Annotated in this window: 15 protein-coding genes; 7 read left to right on the top strand and 8 right to left on the bottom strand. The window is 66.0% G+C overall.

Features of this window, described 5'->3' with window-relative positions; genetic code table 11:
* The first annotated feature begins 5 nt into the window (after positions 1 to 5).
* Positions 6 to 719 carry a GntR family transcriptional regulator gene (locus tag ACZ9BC_RS02935; RefSeq protein WP_476244654.1) on the top strand — a complete coding sequence of 238 codons (714 nt, stop codon included), beginning with the start codon at positions 6 to 8 and terminating at the stop codon, positions 717 to 719.
* Positions 720 to 743: 24 nt separating this feature from the next.
* On the opposite strand, the gene ACZ9BC_RS02940 is transcribed toward ACZ9BC_RS02935, so the two are convergent.
* The 6 genes from ACZ9BC_RS02940 to ACZ9BC_RS02965 form a co-directional block, all read right to left on the bottom strand.
* On the bottom strand, positions 744 to 1,568 hold the full coding sequence (locus ACZ9BC_RS02940) for a putative hydro-lyase (protein ID WP_476244655.1): 825 nt from the start codon (positions 1,566 to 1,568) through the stop codon (positions 744 to 746).
* 200 nt (positions 1,569 to 1,768) lie between these two features.
* Entirely contained in the window at positions 1,769 to 3,118 is a 1,350-nt protein-coding gene (locus tag ACZ9BC_RS02945) for an MFS transporter (protein WP_476244656.1), read from the bottom strand.
* 125 nt (positions 3,119 to 3,243) lie between these two features.
* Positions 3,244 to 4,572 carry an enolase C-terminal domain-like protein gene (locus ACZ9BC_RS02950; RefSeq protein ID WP_476244657.1) on the bottom strand — a complete coding sequence of 443 codons (1,329 nt, stop codon included), beginning with the start codon at positions 4,570 to 4,572 and terminating at the stop codon, positions 3,244 to 3,246.
* Positions 4,569 to 6,185 (bottom strand): aldehyde dehydrogenase (NADP(+)), encoded by a 1,617-nt coding sequence (locus ACZ9BC_RS02955; protein WP_476244658.1) that lies wholly within the window; start codon positions 6,183 to 6,185, stop codon positions 4,569 to 4,571. The genes ACZ9BC_RS02950 and ACZ9BC_RS02955 overlap by 4 nt, the downstream gene beginning before the upstream one ends.
* A gap of 31 nt (positions 6,186 to 6,216) precedes the next feature.
* A complete protein-coding gene (gene kdgD / locus ACZ9BC_RS02960) occupies positions 6,217 to 7,131 on the bottom strand; it encodes a 5-dehydro-4-deoxyglucarate dehydratase (protein WP_476244659.1) in 915 nt (304 codons plus the stop codon).
* A 134-nt stretch (positions 7,132 to 7,265) separates the two neighbouring features.
* Entirely contained in the window at positions 7,266 to 8,150 is an 885-nt protein-coding gene (locus ACZ9BC_RS02965) for a LysR family transcriptional regulator (RefSeq protein WP_079596821.1), read from the bottom strand.
* Positions 8,151 to 8,291: 141 nt separating this feature from the next.
* On the opposite strand from ACZ9BC_RS02965, the gene ACZ9BC_RS02970 reads away from it, so the two are divergent.
* From ACZ9BC_RS02970 to ACZ9BC_RS02990, 5 genes are read left to right on the top strand one after another with little or no spacing between them, the layout of a single operon-like run.
* Positions 8,292 to 9,293 (top strand): Bug family tripartite tricarboxylate transporter substrate binding protein, encoded by a 1,002-nt coding sequence (locus ACZ9BC_RS02970; RefSeq protein WP_476244660.1) that lies wholly within the window; start codon positions 8,292 to 8,294, stop codon positions 9,291 to 9,293.
* A 44-nt stretch (positions 9,294 to 9,337) separates the two neighbouring features.
* A complete protein-coding gene (locus tag ACZ9BC_RS02975; RefSeq protein ID WP_476244661.1) occupies positions 9,338 to 9,892 on the top strand; it encodes a tripartite tricarboxylate transporter TctB family protein in 555 nt (184 codons plus the stop codon).
* A gap of 9 nt (positions 9,893 to 9,901) precedes the next feature.
* Positions 9,902 to 11,434, top strand: a complete 1,533-nt coding sequence (locus ACZ9BC_RS02980; RefSeq protein ID WP_476244662.1) for a tripartite tricarboxylate transporter permease — start codon at positions 9,902 to 9,904, stop codon at positions 11,432 to 11,434.
* Positions 11,431 to 11,835 (top strand): universal stress protein, encoded by a 405-nt coding sequence (locus ACZ9BC_RS02985; protein WP_275729686.1) that lies wholly within the window; start codon positions 11,431 to 11,433, stop codon positions 11,833 to 11,835. Before ACZ9BC_RS02980 ends, ACZ9BC_RS02985 begins: the two co-directional genes overlap by 4 nt.
* Positions 11,836 to 11,859: 24 nt before the next feature.
* Positions 11,860 to 12,138: a hypothetical protein gene (locus ACZ9BC_RS02990; protein ID WP_476244663.1), complete on the top strand. Its 279-nt coding sequence runs from the start codon at positions 11,860 to 11,862 to the stop codon at positions 12,136 to 12,138.
* Between the two features lie 139 nt (positions 12,139 to 12,277).
* On the opposite strand, the gene ACZ9BC_RS02995 is transcribed toward ACZ9BC_RS02990, so the two are convergent.
* The gene (locus ACZ9BC_RS02995) at positions 12,278 to 12,802 is read right to left on the bottom strand and encodes an NUDIX hydrolase (protein ID WP_476244664.1); all 525 of its coding nucleotides are present in this window, start codon (positions 12,800 to 12,802) and stop codon (positions 12,278 to 12,280) included.
* Between the two features lie 118 nt (positions 12,803 to 12,920).
* Between ACZ9BC_RS02995 and ACZ9BC_RS03000 the strand changes: the two genes are divergently transcribed.
* Positions 12,921 to 13,190 carry a hypothetical protein gene (locus ACZ9BC_RS03000; RefSeq protein WP_476244665.1) on the top strand — a complete coding sequence of 90 codons (270 nt, stop codon included), beginning with the start codon at positions 12,921 to 12,923 and terminating at the stop codon, positions 13,188 to 13,190.
* Between the two features lie 3 nt (positions 13,191 to 13,193).
* Here ACZ9BC_RS03000 and radA read toward each other — a convergent pair whose 3' ends face one another.
* A complete protein-coding gene (gene radA / locus ACZ9BC_RS03005) occupies positions 13,194 to 14,567 on the bottom strand; it encodes a DNA repair protein RadA (RefSeq protein ID WP_079596813.1) in 1,374 nt (457 codons plus the stop codon).
* Positions 14,568 to 14,660: the final 93 nt, after the last annotated feature.

A 14,660-nucleotide genomic window follows, 5' to 3' on the forward strand; every position in this document is an offset into this window, starting at 1 on the left:
GAACGATGCCCATGAACGCAGCACTCCGGGGGATCGCCGACGGCGCCCAGGCATCCCACGCCCACACGGGGGCGTGGGTAGCCAGCGTGCTCCGCTCGCGCATTTCGGCCGGGGAGCTTCCGCCGGGGACCAAACTCTCCGAGCAGAAGCTCTCGGAAGCCCTCGGTGTGTCCCGGAATACCCTGCGCGAGGCCTTTACGGTCCTGGCGGGGGAGTCGATGGTGCAGCGGATTCCCAACCGGGGGGTCTATGTTGCCGCTCCCGGAGCTGAGGATGTGCGGGAGATCTACCGGGTTCGCCGGCTGATCGAGCCGGCCGCCGTCCAATGGGGCGAGATGCCGCCCGGGGCGCTGGAACACCTGGAGGCCATTGTTGCCAGGGCGCAGGCGGCCAAGGCTGCCAACTCGGTGCCCGACATGGCCGACGCCAACCAGGAGCTGCACAAGGCCCTGGTGGCCCTGTCCGGCAGCGCATCACTGTCCGAGCTGATGGAAAAGGTGCTCGCGGAAATGCGCCTGGTCTTCCATGCAATGGCCACCACGCCTGACTTCCACAGTCACTACGTGGACCGGAATGTCGCCTTGGTGCAGCAGATCCGGGCCGGCCAGCGCGAAGAGGCAGCCGCCGAGCTCCGGCGCTACCTGGACACCGCCGAGCATGAGCTGCTGGTCCATATCGGCGCTGTCCCGGCCGGGCCCGCCGCCGTGGATCCTGCCTAAGCTGCCTGGTTTCTGCAGCAGTGCCTAGGGCACCAGGTACGAGCTGTCCCGGGCATCCGTAATCAGCATGTGCCCCGGCGCGTGACCGATGGCCAGTGCGGGCCGGGATTCCATCACCATTGCCTGCGGGGTCACCCCGCATGCCCAGAACACGGGAATGTGCCCTTCCGGAATCCGGACGGGATCGCCGAAGTCGGGGCGGGACAGGTCCGCAATTCCAATCTCGGACGGATTGCCCACGTGGACCGGGGCGCCATGGACGGCGGGGTAGCGGGACGTGATGCGGACGGCGTCGGCCACCTGCGAGGCCGGGACTGGCCGCATGGACACCACCAGCGGCCCGGCCAGGGCGCCGGCCGGTTCGCAGCGGACGGAGGTCCGGTACATCGGGACGTTGACGCCCTGGTCGATGTGGGCGATGCGGATGCCGCCCTCCTGCAGCGCGGCCTCGAAGGTGAAGCTGCAGCCCACGATGAAGGTGACCAGGTCATCCCGCCAGTAATCCCTGATGTCCGTTGGCTCGTCCACCTTCACGCCGTTTTCGTAGACGGCGTACTTCGGCACGTCAGTCCTGATATCACCGCCTGCAAGCAGGGCGCTGCTGGTCTCACCGGCGTCGAGCACGCCCAGGACCGGGCACGGCTTGGGGTTCCGCTGCGCAAACAGCAGCACGTCGAACGCCTGGGCTTTGGGAACGATCATCAGGTTGGCCTGCGTGTAGCCGGCACTCCAGCCCGATGTAGGCGTCACCAGGCCGGCCCGGAAGAGGGCACGCGCCTGGGCGGGGGACAGTGCGGACGGGTTGTCCGGACGCACGACGGCGGCGGGCGGGTTTGCGGGGATGGTCATGGCGGGCTCCTGCCGGGCGAAAAGGGGGTTCAGTGACTGCAGTCACAGGGTCTTTTGCCAGCTTAACGACCGAAGGGCGGGCCGCGCAAGAGATTGTTGAACAATTCTTGCGGGCGCGCCCTGAGGTCCTTGTTGCGGAGGTTCGTCAACCGTGGTGACCGGACGCTCCAGAGGAGGCTTGCGCCGCCGTCGTGTGCCCGTTAGGCGCGGCTGCCCACTGGCTCCTGCGCGGCGGCTTCCTCAACCTGCCCGGGAGCGGCATCGGTACGGCGCTCTTTCAGGAAGTACACCAGCCCGGCGGCGATGGTGGAGGCAGCGGCCAGCGCGAACAGGCCGGGGATAACGCTGCCGGTCTGCTCCTTGATGATGCCGAAGCCGAAGGGGGCCACAAAGCCGCCCAGGTTTCCCAGCGAATTGATGATGGCGATGGCCGGGGCGAGGATCATCGGGTGCAGCCCGGACTGCGGGATGGTCCAGAACAGTGGCGAGGCGCTCTTGAAGCCCATGGCCGCGATGGCCAGGAAGACCAGGGCCATCACCGGAGATGCGACGGCCGCGGCGAACGTGCCAACGGCGGCGACCAGCAGGGCAACCACCAGCAGCGGGCGCTTGGACTTCGCCTTGTCCTGCAGTTTCGCGGCGAAGTACATGGCGAAGACGGCGCAGACCCACGGGATGGAGGACAGGAACCCCACGGTCAGGTCCGTGGTGCCGGGGATCTGCTTGATGATGCTGGGGAGCCAGAACGTGTTGGCGTAGATGGACAGCTGCACCGAAAAGTAGATGCCGCACAGCAGCAGGATCTGCGGGTTGAGCAGCATCTTCCAGCGGTTGATCTTGCCGCCGCCGGCCGTGGTGTGCTGTGCATCCTCATCGCTGATGGCCTGGGACAGGGCGTCCTTTTCGGCGGGGGAGAGCCACTTGGCGTCCTTGATGCGGGCGTCCAGGACAAAGAACACGGCCATGCCCACCACCACGGAGAGGGCGCCTTCGAAGCCGAAGAGCCACTGCCAGCCGCGCAGCCCCAGGGCGCCGTGGAGGCTGAGCAGCATGCCGGCGATGGGGCCGGAAATTGCGGCGGAGATGGAGGAGCCCGCGATGAAGATCGCGGTGGCCTTGCCGCGCTGGCCCGCCGGAACCCAGCGGGCAAAGTAGAAGATGACGGCGGGGAAGAAGCCGGCCTCCGCGGCACCCAGCAGGAAGCGCAGGACGTAGAACATGGTTTCGTTCTGCACGAACGCCATCAGGAAGGAGACGATGCCCCAGCTGATCATGATGCGGGTCAGCCAGACCTTGGCGCCGTACTTTTCCATCATCACGTTGCTGGGGAGTTCAAAGATGGCATAGGCGATGAAGAACAGGCCCGCGCCGAACCCGTAGGCGGCGGCGCCGATGCCCACATCCGCCTGGAGGTGGTCCTGGGCGTAGCCGATGTTGGACCGGTTCAGCTGGTTGCAGACCAGCATGACCAGCATGATGGGCAGAACGCGTTTGAAGAACTTCTTCGTGGCTGTCGCCACGTCCGAGACAGCATTGTCTGCAGACTTCATTGAATGTATTTCCTTTGGATAGATAACGCAGGCCGGCTGCGGGGCCCAATGCGGGGGCACAGGAAAGTAGTGGGGCACGCCACAGCGGACCCCACTACTTTACCGAACAGTGCTAGCGGAGAGCCTTACCGAACGAGGCAGGGCCGTTTCGGGTCGAAGGACCAGCCCTCGATGTAGTACTGCATGCCGATGCTGTCGTCGCGGGCATTCAGGCCCTGTTCCAGGTACAGCTGGTGTGCCTTGTCCAGGGCATTGCGGTCCAGCTCGACGCCGAGGCCCGGGGCGGCCGGAACCTCGATGGCGCCGTCCTTGATCTGCAGCGGTTCCTTGGTGAGGCCCTGGCCGTCCTGCCAGATCCAGTGCGTGTCCAGGGCGGTGATTTCACCCGGAGCCGCGGCGCCGGTGTGGGTGAACATGGCCAGCGAGATGTCGAAGTGGTTGTTCGAGTGCGAGCCCCAGGTGAGGCCGAACTCGTGGCACATCTGCGCCACCCGCACCGAGCCGTGCATGGTCCAGAAGTGCGGGTCAGCCAGCGGGATGTCAACGGCGTTGCTGCGGATCGCGTGTGACATCTCCCGCCAGTCCGTGGCGATCATGTTGGTGGCCGTCTTCAGCCCGGTGGCCCGGCGGAATTCCGCCATGACCTCACGGCCGGAGAAGCGCCCTTCTGCACCGCAGGGGTCCTCAGCGTAGGCCACAACGCCCTGCATCCGCTTGCCCAGCCGGATTGCCTCGTCCAGGAGCCAGCCGCCGTTGGGGTCGAGGGTCACCCGGGCCTCGGGGAAGCGCTTGGCGAGGGCCGTGACCACGTCCACTTCGTCGTCGCCGGACAGCACGCCGCCCTTGAGCTTGAAGTCGCTGAACCCGTACCGTTCCTGGGCGGCCTCTGCCAGCGCCACCACGGCCTCGGGCGTCATGGCTTCCTGCCGGCGGAGTTCCTCCCAGCGGTCCGCGGGTGCGTCCTCCACGAGGTAGGGCAGGTCCGTCCGCTTGTGGTCGCCCACGAAGAAGAGGTAGCCGAGCATCGGGACGGAGCTGCGCTGCTGGCCGTCGCCGAGCAGTTCAGCCACGGGAACGCCGAGGTACTGGCCGTGCAGGTCCAGCAACGCGGATTCGACGGCGGTGACGGCGTGGACCGTGGTACGCAGGTCGAAGGTCTGGAGGCCACGGCCGCCGGCGTCGCGGTCAGCGAACTCGGCCGCGATTTCACGCAAAAGCGAGCGGTAGCGGGCCACCGGCTTTCCGGTGATCAGGGTACCGGCTTCCTCGATGGTGGTGCGGATCTTTTCGCCGCCGGGAACTTCACCGAGGCCGGTCCGGCCGTCCGAATCGGTAACGATCACAACGTTCCGGGTGAAGAACGGGCCGTGGGCGCCGCTGAGGTTCATGAGCATGCTGTCGTGCCCGGCAACCGGGACGACTTCGACCCGGGCAATGCTTGGCTGGGGGGTCATGCGTTGATTCCTGCTTTCTGTGCTTCGGCGGCTTCCACAAGGCCGTCGATCCTGCGGTTCAGGTGCCAGGGGTTTTCGTCCTGCAGGGGTGTGGGGAGGAGTTCCTGGGGGATGTTTTGGTAGGCGACGGGGCGCAGGAAGCGGTTGATGGCGAGGGTGCCGACGGAGGTGGTGCGGGAGTCGGAGGTGGCGGGGAAGGGGCCGCCGTGGACCATGGCGTGGCCGACTTCGACGCCGGTGGGCCAGCCGTTGACGATGATGCGGCCCACTTTCTGCTCCAGCGCGGGGATCAGGGGTGCCGCGGTGGGGTAGTCCTCTTCGGTGAGCTGCAGGGATGCGGTGAGCTGGCCTTCGAGGCGGTTGATGGCGTTGAGGAGTTCGTCGGTGTTTCCGTAGCGGATGACCAGGGAGGCGGCGCCGAAGATTTCCTCGTGCAGGACGTGGTTGGTGACGAAGTCGCGGACCTGGGTGCCGAAGATGGTGGGTGCCGGGGCGTTCCGGGTCTTTCCTTCCAGTCCCTTGCCGATCAGGTTCACGCCGTCGGCGTTGCCGAGGGCTTCTGCCCCGGTGCTCCACGAACCGGCGATGCCTTGGGTGAGCATGGTCTGTCCGGAGCAGGCGGAGACGGCGCGGCCGACGGCGGCGGCGAGTTTGTCCCCTGCTTCGCCTTCGGGGGCGAAAAGCAGGCCGGGGGAGGTGCAGAGCTGGCCGGAGCTGCCGGTGACGGCGGTGACGTACTGCTGTGCGAGGGCGTCGATGTCTTCGGTGGAGCCTTTGAGGGCGCCTTCGAAGACGAAGACGGGGTTCAGGGAGGACATTTCGGCGTAGACCGGGATGGGTTCGCGGCGGGCCGCGGCGGTGCGCATCAGGGAAATGCCGGCGGCCTGGGAGCCGGTGAAGCCGACGGCTTTGATGTGGGGGTCGGCCACGAGGGCCTGGCCGATGCTGGCGCCGGGGCCGTAGACAAGCGAGAACACGCCCGGGTGGAGGTTGAAGTCCTTGACGGCCTTGGCCACGGCCTGGCCGACGAGCTCGCCCGTGCCCGGGTGGGCGTTGTGTGCTTTGAAGACCACGGGGCAGCCCGCGGCGAGGGCCGAGGCGGTGTCACCGCCCGCCGTCGAGAAGGCCAGCGGGAAGTTGCTGGCGCCGAACACCGCAACGGGGCCGAGCGGGATCTGGCGCTGCCGGATGTCTGCCCGGGGCAGCGGGGTGCGGTCCGGGATGGCGGGGTCCACGCGGACGCCGCGGAAGTCGCCCTGGCGGACCACGTTCGCGAAGAGCCGCAGCTGGCCGGTGGTGCGGGCGCGTTCGCCCTGCAGCCGCGCGGCGGGCAGGCCGGTCTCCTGGCCTGCGCGGGTGATGAGTTCGTCGCCGATGGCTTCGATGTTGTCCGCAATGGCCTCGAGGAACCCGGCGTGGGTTTCCGGGTCCAGCGTGGAGAAGGACGGGTACGCGTCAGCTGCCGCCGCGGTGGCCAGCTTCAGCTGGTCCTCGGTGATCAGCGAATACGCGGGATCGAGCTGTTCATTGGTGGCCGGGTTGAAGCCGAAGGCTGTCTTGCCGTCGCCAACGACGGTCTGTCCGGCGATCAGGGAGTGTCCGGTGAGGGTCACGATGGTTCCTCCTGGGAAGCGGTGGATCGGGTCAGGATACGCGGGCGATAAGGGCTTTGAGGTCCGCCAGGTCCTGCTCCGCCATGTTCTGCAGAGGGGGGCGGACCGGGCCGGCGGAGCGGCCGATGGCGTCCAGGCCGCCCTTGACGATGGAGACAGCGTAGCCCTTCACACGGTCGCGGATGTCGAGGTAGGGGATCACGAAGTCGTTCAGCTTCTTGTTGACGGCCACGCGGTCGTTGTTGCGGACATCCTGGTAGAAGTCCAGCGCGAACTGCGGGACGAAGTTGTACATCGCGCTGGAGTAGGTGCTCATGCCCAGCTGCAGCAGGGGGAGGGCGAAGGTTTCCGCGGTGGGAAGGCCGCCCAGGTAGAAGAGGCGGTCGCCAAGCTTGGCGTAAACGCGGGCGTCGTGTTCGAGGTCGCCAACACCGTCCTTGAAGCCGATGAGGTTTTCGTGCCGGTCCGCGAGGGTGGCAACAGTGGTGTCCTTGTAAATGGCGTTGGCGCGGTTGTAGATGATGACACCCAGCGAGGTGGCGCTGCAGATGGCGCTGACGTGGTCGATCAGGCCGCCCTGGTCGGCTTCGGTCAGGTACGGCGGGAGGAGCAGGAGGCCGTCAGCGCCTGCTGCTTCTGCAGCCTTGGCATTCTCGATTGCCTGTGCTGTTGATCCGCCGGCTGATGCAAGTACCGGCACCTGGTTGCCGACTTCTTCGACGGCGGTGCGCACCACGTGGGCGGATTCGGCGGGGGTGAGGGAGAAGCCTTCGCCGGTGCCGCCCGCTGCGAACAGGCCTGCCACCGGGAAGCTCGCCTGCCAGGCAAGGTGCTTCCGGTAATTTTCCTCGTCGAACTGCAGCTGGCTGTCAAAGGACGTCACCGGGAACGACAGCAGGCCGTCTTTCAGGGTGTTTGCCAGTTCCTGCGGGGTGTACTTTGCCACGATGTTGTCCTCTGTGTGAGCGCCGGGAGGGCGGCTGGTGGTGGATTCCTGTTCAGGTTAGGCAGAGGACGTAATGCCTGTCTAAGTGCATTTTTGTATGTATTGATACCTTCGGTGCATGATCCGTGTGCCATCTACTCCATGGCAAACTCAAGGTCGCGCAGGAGGCGGGCCAGTGCCGGGTTGGTGATCCTGCGGTTCCAGAGCGCGTGCAGCTCCACCTGTTCCTCCCTCCCTGCTTCCAACGGCAGGAATTCCACGCCTTTGATGCCCAGGAGGGTGGCCGAATGGGGCACGAAGGCCAGCCCGCGTTTTGCCGCAACGAGCGAGACCATCGTGAGGATCTGGCTGACCGTGTGGACCACATTGGCATGCTGGATGGGGAGCATGCGGACCACCAGGTCATAGAAATAGCGCGCCTGGGTGGGGGAGTGCATGATCAGGGGCTCGTCCTTGAAATCCTCGGCGGTGAGGTCCCGCCCCAGCAGCGTCAGGGGATGGCTTGAGGGAACCGCGAGCACCATGGACTCGCGGTAGAGCAGGTGCGAATCAAAGGTTTCGCTGTCAAAGGGAGGGCGCGCGAAGCCAAGGTCGAGCTCGCCGGTCAGAAGGCCGTTGAGCTGCTCGCGCGTCACCAACTCCTGCAGGTCGATGTCCACGTCCGGCATGATGCCCGAGATCTCTTCCAGCAGAGGGCCCAGGATGCTGAAACCACTTGCTGCCGTGAAACCGATCCGCAGGACGCCCGAGCGCCCAGACGCGATGCGGCGGGCCGTGACCGGGGCACGCTCCGCCAGAGCCATCAGCCGGCGCGCTTCCTCAAGGAACGTCTCCCCTGCCGAGGTGAGCTCCACCCGCCTGTTGTCCCGCTCAAGGAGTTCAGCGCCGATGATTTTCTCCAGTTTCTGGATCTGCCGGCTGAGAGGCGGCTGGGTCATGTTGAGCCGCTCGGCGGCGCGGCCAAAGTGGAGTTCCTCTGCGACGGCAATAAAGCCCGCGAGCTGGTCAAACGTAAACATGATGCCTTCCGGGTATCACTTGATGCTGATTTGGGCTTAGACAGGCATCATAACGCGTCCCTAAACTCGATCCAGCAACCCGAAGTGATTCGGTTCACAGCACCGTCCGGGAGCATCCCGGAGCTTTTATGAGGAGTCCCAATGAAGCACTTCCCCACCCGCCGCTCGGTCCTCGGCGCGGCATCGGCCATCACGCTGCTGGCCATGACTGCCTGCGGCAACGTCGCCGGCGGCCAGTCCACCACGGCCGAGTACCCCGCCGGACCGGTCAACCTCACGGTCGGCCAGGCAGCCGGCGGCAGCACCGACCTGATCGCCCGTGCCCTTGCCGAGGGAGCCTCGAAGACGCTCGGCAAGCCGATGCCCGTGGTCAACAAGCCCGGCGCTAACGGAGCCCTCGCTACCAAGGAAGTTGCCGGCAAGCCGGCCGACGGGCAGGAACTGGTCCTGCTGACCGCCTCCCTGATCACCATCACGCCGCTGGCAGTCTCCGCCGACGAAGCGGTCAACATCGACGATCTGGACATCATCGCCGGTCTTTCCCAGGACGATTACGTCCTGGTGGCCAGCCCGGAGTCCGGCTTCAAGTCCTTCAAGGACGTGACCGACGCCGGCCGCAACGTCACCTTCGGCACCACCGGCGTTGGCACCGGAAGCCAGTTGGCGCAGACCGTGCTCTTCAAGCAGGCCAGCGTCACCGGCACGGACATCCCGTTCGACAGCGGCAAGCCGGCGCTGACGGCCGTCCTGGGCAACCAGGTGGAACTCGCCACCATCCAGCTGGGCGAGGCCATGCCCCAGATCGAGGCCGGCAAGGTATCCCCGCTGCTGGTCTTCTCGGAGGAGCGCAACAGCTTCCTGCCCGACACCCCCACCGCCAAGGAAGCCGGATACGACGTTCCGGTGGCGCAGTACCGGGCGGTCGCCACCCCCAAGGGCACTCCCCAGGACGTCAAGGACAAGCTGTACTCGGCATTCCAGGAGACCTTCAAGTCGGACGCCTACAAGGAGTTCAACAAGAAGAACATGCTGACGCCCAAGGAGATCTCCGGCGAGGAAGTAGTCACCGAATGGAAAGGCTACGCAGCGAAGTACAAGGAGCTGGTGGAGAAGTACGACATCAGCCTGAGCGGAAATAAGTGATTCCTGTGAAAGGAACCCCCGCAGTACCCGCCGGAGGGAGCAGCATGGCTGCTCCCTCCGGCGGGGGCACCCCCCGCCCCCATGACGACCTCACGGGCGACCTCCTTGATGAACTGACGCCGGAGCAACTGGCAGCACAATGGGAAGAGGAAAAGCCGCCGGCGGCCGGTGCGCTCGCCAGCATGGCATCCTCCCTGGTGGTCCTCGGCGTCGGGATCGGTGCCATCATCCTGTCCGTCGCCATGGGACTGGGCACCCCGGCCAGCCCGCAGCCGGGCCTTTGGCCCTTCATCATCAGCTGCGTCATGGTGGCACTGGGCCTTTTCCAGCTGGTCCTGGGCCGGCACAACCGGGATGCCGAAAAGTTCACGCGCATGTCACTGGCCCCCCTCACAGGCCTGGTGACACTGGCAGCCATGGTGGCCCTCATGCCGCTCATCGGTTTCGAGATCCCGGCGCTGATCCTGTGCATCATCTGGATGCGCTTCCTGGGCGGCGAGACCTGGCGCTCCACCCTGCTGGTCAGCGTCATCGTCGTCGCCGCGTTCTACGGCATCTTTGTCCTGGCGCTAGGCACTTCCATCCCCCACCTCTTCTAGGAGACCCCCGTGGATTTTCTGAATCCCGTTATCAACGGATTTGCGGTTGTCCTGGAGCCGACCAACCTCCTCTACTGCCTGGTCGGCGTCGTCATCGGCATGCTGATCGGCGTACTGCCCGGACTGGGGCCCGCGGCAACCATCGCCATCCTGCTGCCCCTGACCTACAACGTGGAGCCCGTCACCGCCATCATCATGCTGGCCGGCATTTTCTACGGCGCCCAGTACGGCGGCACCATCACCTCCGTGCTCCTCCGGCTTCCCGGTGAAGCGTCCTCCGTCGTCACGGTTTTCGACGGCTACCAAATGGCCCGGCAGGGGAAGGCCGGCACCGCTTTGGGACTTGCATCCATCGGATCCTTCGTCGGCGGCACGGCAGCCATCATCGGCCTGACGTTCCTGGCGCCCATCGTTGCCAGCTTCGCGCTGGATTTCGGCCCGCCGGAGTACACCGCCCTTGCGTTGCTGGGCATCCTCCTGGTGGCAACCATCAGCAGCGGCGCGAAAGCCAAGGCGCTCATTGCCGCCGCCCTCGGCCTCCTGCTCGCGACGGTGGGCCGGGACGTCTTCACCGGGGAAAGCCGGTTCACGTTCGGCAGCCTGCAGCTTGCCGACGGCATCGACTTCGTTCCGATTGCCATGGGCATCTTCGGCCTTGGTGAAATCCTCTACAACCTGGAGGAACGGCACCGGGCCGCCAAGGCGCCGTCGAAGGTGGCCAACGTCTGGCCGTCCCGCAAGGACCTCAAGCAGGCGTCCGGCTCCATCGGCCGCGGATCCGTCCTCGGCTTCTTCCTGGGCATCCTCCCTGGCGGTGGCGCCACCATCGCCTCCATGGCCTCCTACGCCATGGAGAAGAAGCGCGCAAAGCAGCCCGAGCGGTTCGGCAAGGGAGCGCCGGAAGGCGTCGCCGGCCCTGAGACGGCCAACAACGCAGCCGCCACTTCATCGTTCATTCCGCTGCTGACGCTTGGCATTCCGGCCAACGCCACCATGGCACTAATGTTCGGTGCGCTGCTCATCCAGGGTGTGACCCCCGGCCCGCAGTTGGTGGAGCAGAACCCGGATCTGTTCTGGGGCGTTGTGAACTCGATGTACATCGGCAACATCCTCCTGCTGATCATGAGCCTGCCGCTTGTGGGAATCTTCGTCAGGATCCTGCGCGTCCGCGCAGCTATCCTGGCCCCCGTCACTGCTCTGATCACGCTGCTGGGCGCCTACACCATCAACAACAGCATGTTCGATGTCACGCTCGTGGTGGTCTTCGGCATCATCGGCTACCTCATGAAGAAGTTCGGCTTCGAACCGGGCCCCCTGGTGCTCGCCTTTGTGCTGGGCGAGCTGCTCGAGAGCTCAATGCGGCGTTCCCTGCTGGTTTTTGGCGGTGACCCGCTGGGCTTCTTCGGCCGTCCCATTTCGGCCACACTGCTGGTCGTTTTTGTCCTGGTGGCAGTGCTGCCGTTTATCCGCACCTCCATCGCCAAGCGCAAGCTACCCGCTACTGCATCCGCAGCCCGGCCGGACATCAAGGAGAAAGTATGAGCATCGTCGTCGGATTCGTTCCAACACCCGCGGGAGAAGCCGCCCTCAAGGCCGGCATCGCCGAAGCCCGCCTGCGGAATGAGGATCTCCTGATCGTCAACTCCGCCCGGGAAGGCGCACTGGTGGACAAGTCGGTGGCACCCGAAGAGCTGCTGGAGCAGGCCGCCCGCCGGGCCACCGAGGCCGGTGTCCAGGCGAGCGTCATCCAGCCGCCGTACCAGCATGACCTCGCCGACGAGTTCCTGGATGTGGCCCGGGACGCCAATGCATCCCTGATCGTGATAGGCCTTCGGCACCGCACCCAGGTGGGGAAGTTCATCCTGGGCAGCCACGCCCAGCGCATCCTGATGCAGGCGGACCGGCCGGTGCTTGCGGTCAAGGCCGACGGCGGAAACTTCTAGCAGAGAGCCCTTTGGAGAGGCACCATGTACATCCACAAACCAGCCCGCCGGGGAACGGTCAACGCCGCACCGCCCATTCCTGACTGGTCCAGGCTCTGCCGCAAGGACCACGTCGAGGTCCACAGCGACGGCGGCGGCCCAATGTCCGGAACCATCGACATGATCGCCGCGGACCGCACTGTCTTTTGGATGATCCGGGACGACGGCGCAGGCAGGACCATGGTGTGCTGCGGAGACGACGTGACCGTGGTCAAGGTTGCGTCAGCCAACGCGATCGCAGGGCGAATCCACGCAGCAGCCTGACGGCATGCAACATCTGGCGCGGCGCGGACATGAAGGCCGGGAATCCCAGCGGATTCCCGGCCTTCCTGTGTCCTGGGCTGTGGGCGGGCAGCTTCCGGTGCAGGCCCCTTGACTGTGACTCGGCGTACGGGAAGTTCGCTTACCAGGGCTTCGCGCGGACGTGCTCGGCGAGGACGTCGAGGACCGGAATCTGGCCCTTGACCAGCTTGAGCCTTGCCTCCTGCATCGGGAACCAGCGGGCGTCGTCGATCTCCGGGTACTCCTGGATCCTGCCTGACCCCTTGGGCCACTCGAGGGGGAAGGTGTTGCTGGTAATCCGTTCCGGCTGGAAGTCCTGCTCGGCCGCATAAACCGTGATGATCTTGCCGGAGGGCTGGCGGAATTCGCCGAGGTGTTCGTAGTCAGCAGCCGGTGCGGGAGTTCCCATTTCCTCGGCGAATTCCCGCAGGGCGGCCGCGAGCGGATCCTCGTCCTCGGTGTACTCGCCTTTTGGAATGGACCAGGCGTGAGCGTCCTTGCGTGCCCAAAATGGCCCGCCCATGTGGGCGATCCACACCTGCAGTGCCCCGGGAACGCCCGAGGTGCTCCCTGGCTGTTGGCCGGTGGCGGGCCCTGGCGTTGTGACCAGCCTGTACAGGAGGATTCCTGCGCTTCGGACCGGCATGTGTCCTCCATTTCCAGCCGCATTTAACAAGTAGCAAATTCGCCGTCCAGCGTTAACCGGCAGTTCACGGCCCTGCTTTAGGTTATTCCTTCAGGCACTTTCCTCGAAGGGACCCGTCATGGCCAATATTGCTGAGGTTTTGGGCCGGCTGACGCCGGAAGAACTGGATGAGCTTCGCAGCCTTGGCCCGCAGGGCCACCTGCCACGGCACCTATTGGATGCCCTGGACCGTGCTGCAGGCGGCCCCGGAAACGGGCGCGGGTACTACGTGCCCACCGGAAACGTCAGCGCCACCGGAGGCCCGCTGCTGGTGCTGCGCAGTGACGTGTCCGGCTGGCTCTTCAGCGCCCACCGCGATGATCCGGAACAGCTTCCGCGGCACCCTTAGCCGCTACCCGATCAGCAAACTCAGCGCCTCCGTCAGGTGCTCCACTTCCCGTACGGAGAATCCGGCGGGTATGGGTCCCGGCCCGGCATGGCTGGCCGGGACCACTGCGTGGGTGAACCCCAGCCGGTGGGCTTCCTGGATGCGCTGGTTGATGCCGGGCACCGGCCGGACCTCACCGGCGAGCCCCACCTCGCCGAAGGCAATCAGCCGGATGGGCAGGGGTTTGCGCGCCTTGGCTGACGCCACGGCGAGGGCAACCGCCAGGTCCGTGGCAGGCTCACTGAGCTTCACGCCGCCCACGGTGGCCACATAGGAATCGTCCTTGTGCAGCAGGGTTCCGGCACGCTGCTGCAGCACCGCCAGGAGCATCGAGACCCGGGAACTGTCCAGGCCGCTGGTGGCGCGGCGCGGCTGCGAGTTGGGGCTCTCGGCCAGCAGCGACTGCACCTCCGCGAGCAACGGCCTGCGGCCTTCCATGGTCACGGTGATGCACGTGCCGGAGACCGGATCCTTGGTGCGGCTGACGAACAGTCCGCTGGGATCCGCGAGCCCTTCAATGCCGTTTTCGTTCAGGTCGAAGCAGCCCACGTCGTCGGTGGGTCCATAACGGTTCTTGACCGCACGGAGCAACCGCAGCCGCGAGTGCCGTTCGCCTTCGAACTGGCACACCACATCCACCAGGTGCTCCAGCAGCCGGGGCCCGGCGATGGACCCGTCCTTGGTCACGTGGCCCACCAGCAGGGTGGTCATGTTCCGGCGCTTTGCCGCGGCGATGATGGAGGCCGCCACTTCGCGGACCTGGGAGACGCCGCCGGCGCTGCCGTCCACGTCCGCGCTGCTCAGGGTCTGGACCGAGTCCACGATGAGGAGCCGCGGCTCGATCTTCTCCACCTGTCCCAGCGCCTGGCCCAGGTCCGTCTCGGCGGAGAGGTACAGGGATTCCGCGACGGCGTCGATCCGCTCCGCCCGCAGCTTCACCTGCGCCGCGGATTCCTCGCCCGTCACGTACAGCACGTCCTGTGCCGTCCGGGCGAACTTCGCCGCGACATCCAGCAGGAGGGTGGACTTGCCGACACCCGGCTCACCCGCCAGCAGGATGACGGCGCCCGGCACCAGGCCGCCGCCGAGCACACGGTCCAGTTCATCCACGCCCGTGGGCAGGAAAGCCGCCGTGGTGGCGTCAACCTCGGCAATCCGGCGGGCCGGCTCAAGGACCGTTGTGGCCGCCGTCGTACGCGCAACAGCCGTGCCCGTTTCCTCCACGGTGCCCCACGCCTGGCACTCGCCGCAGCGCCCCACCCATTTGACGGTGGTCCAGCCGCATTCGGCGCATTTGTAGGCGGGCGCTTTGGAAGCCCGGGAAGTCTTTGTTGCCATGCGTTCAACCCTAGCGGCGGCCACCGACAATCCAGCGTCCTGCGTTTCGATAGGCCTAATTACCCGGCCGCAGGCCCAACCACTACGGAACTG

The organism is Pseudarthrobacter sp. TE3704 (assembly GCF_056279405.1).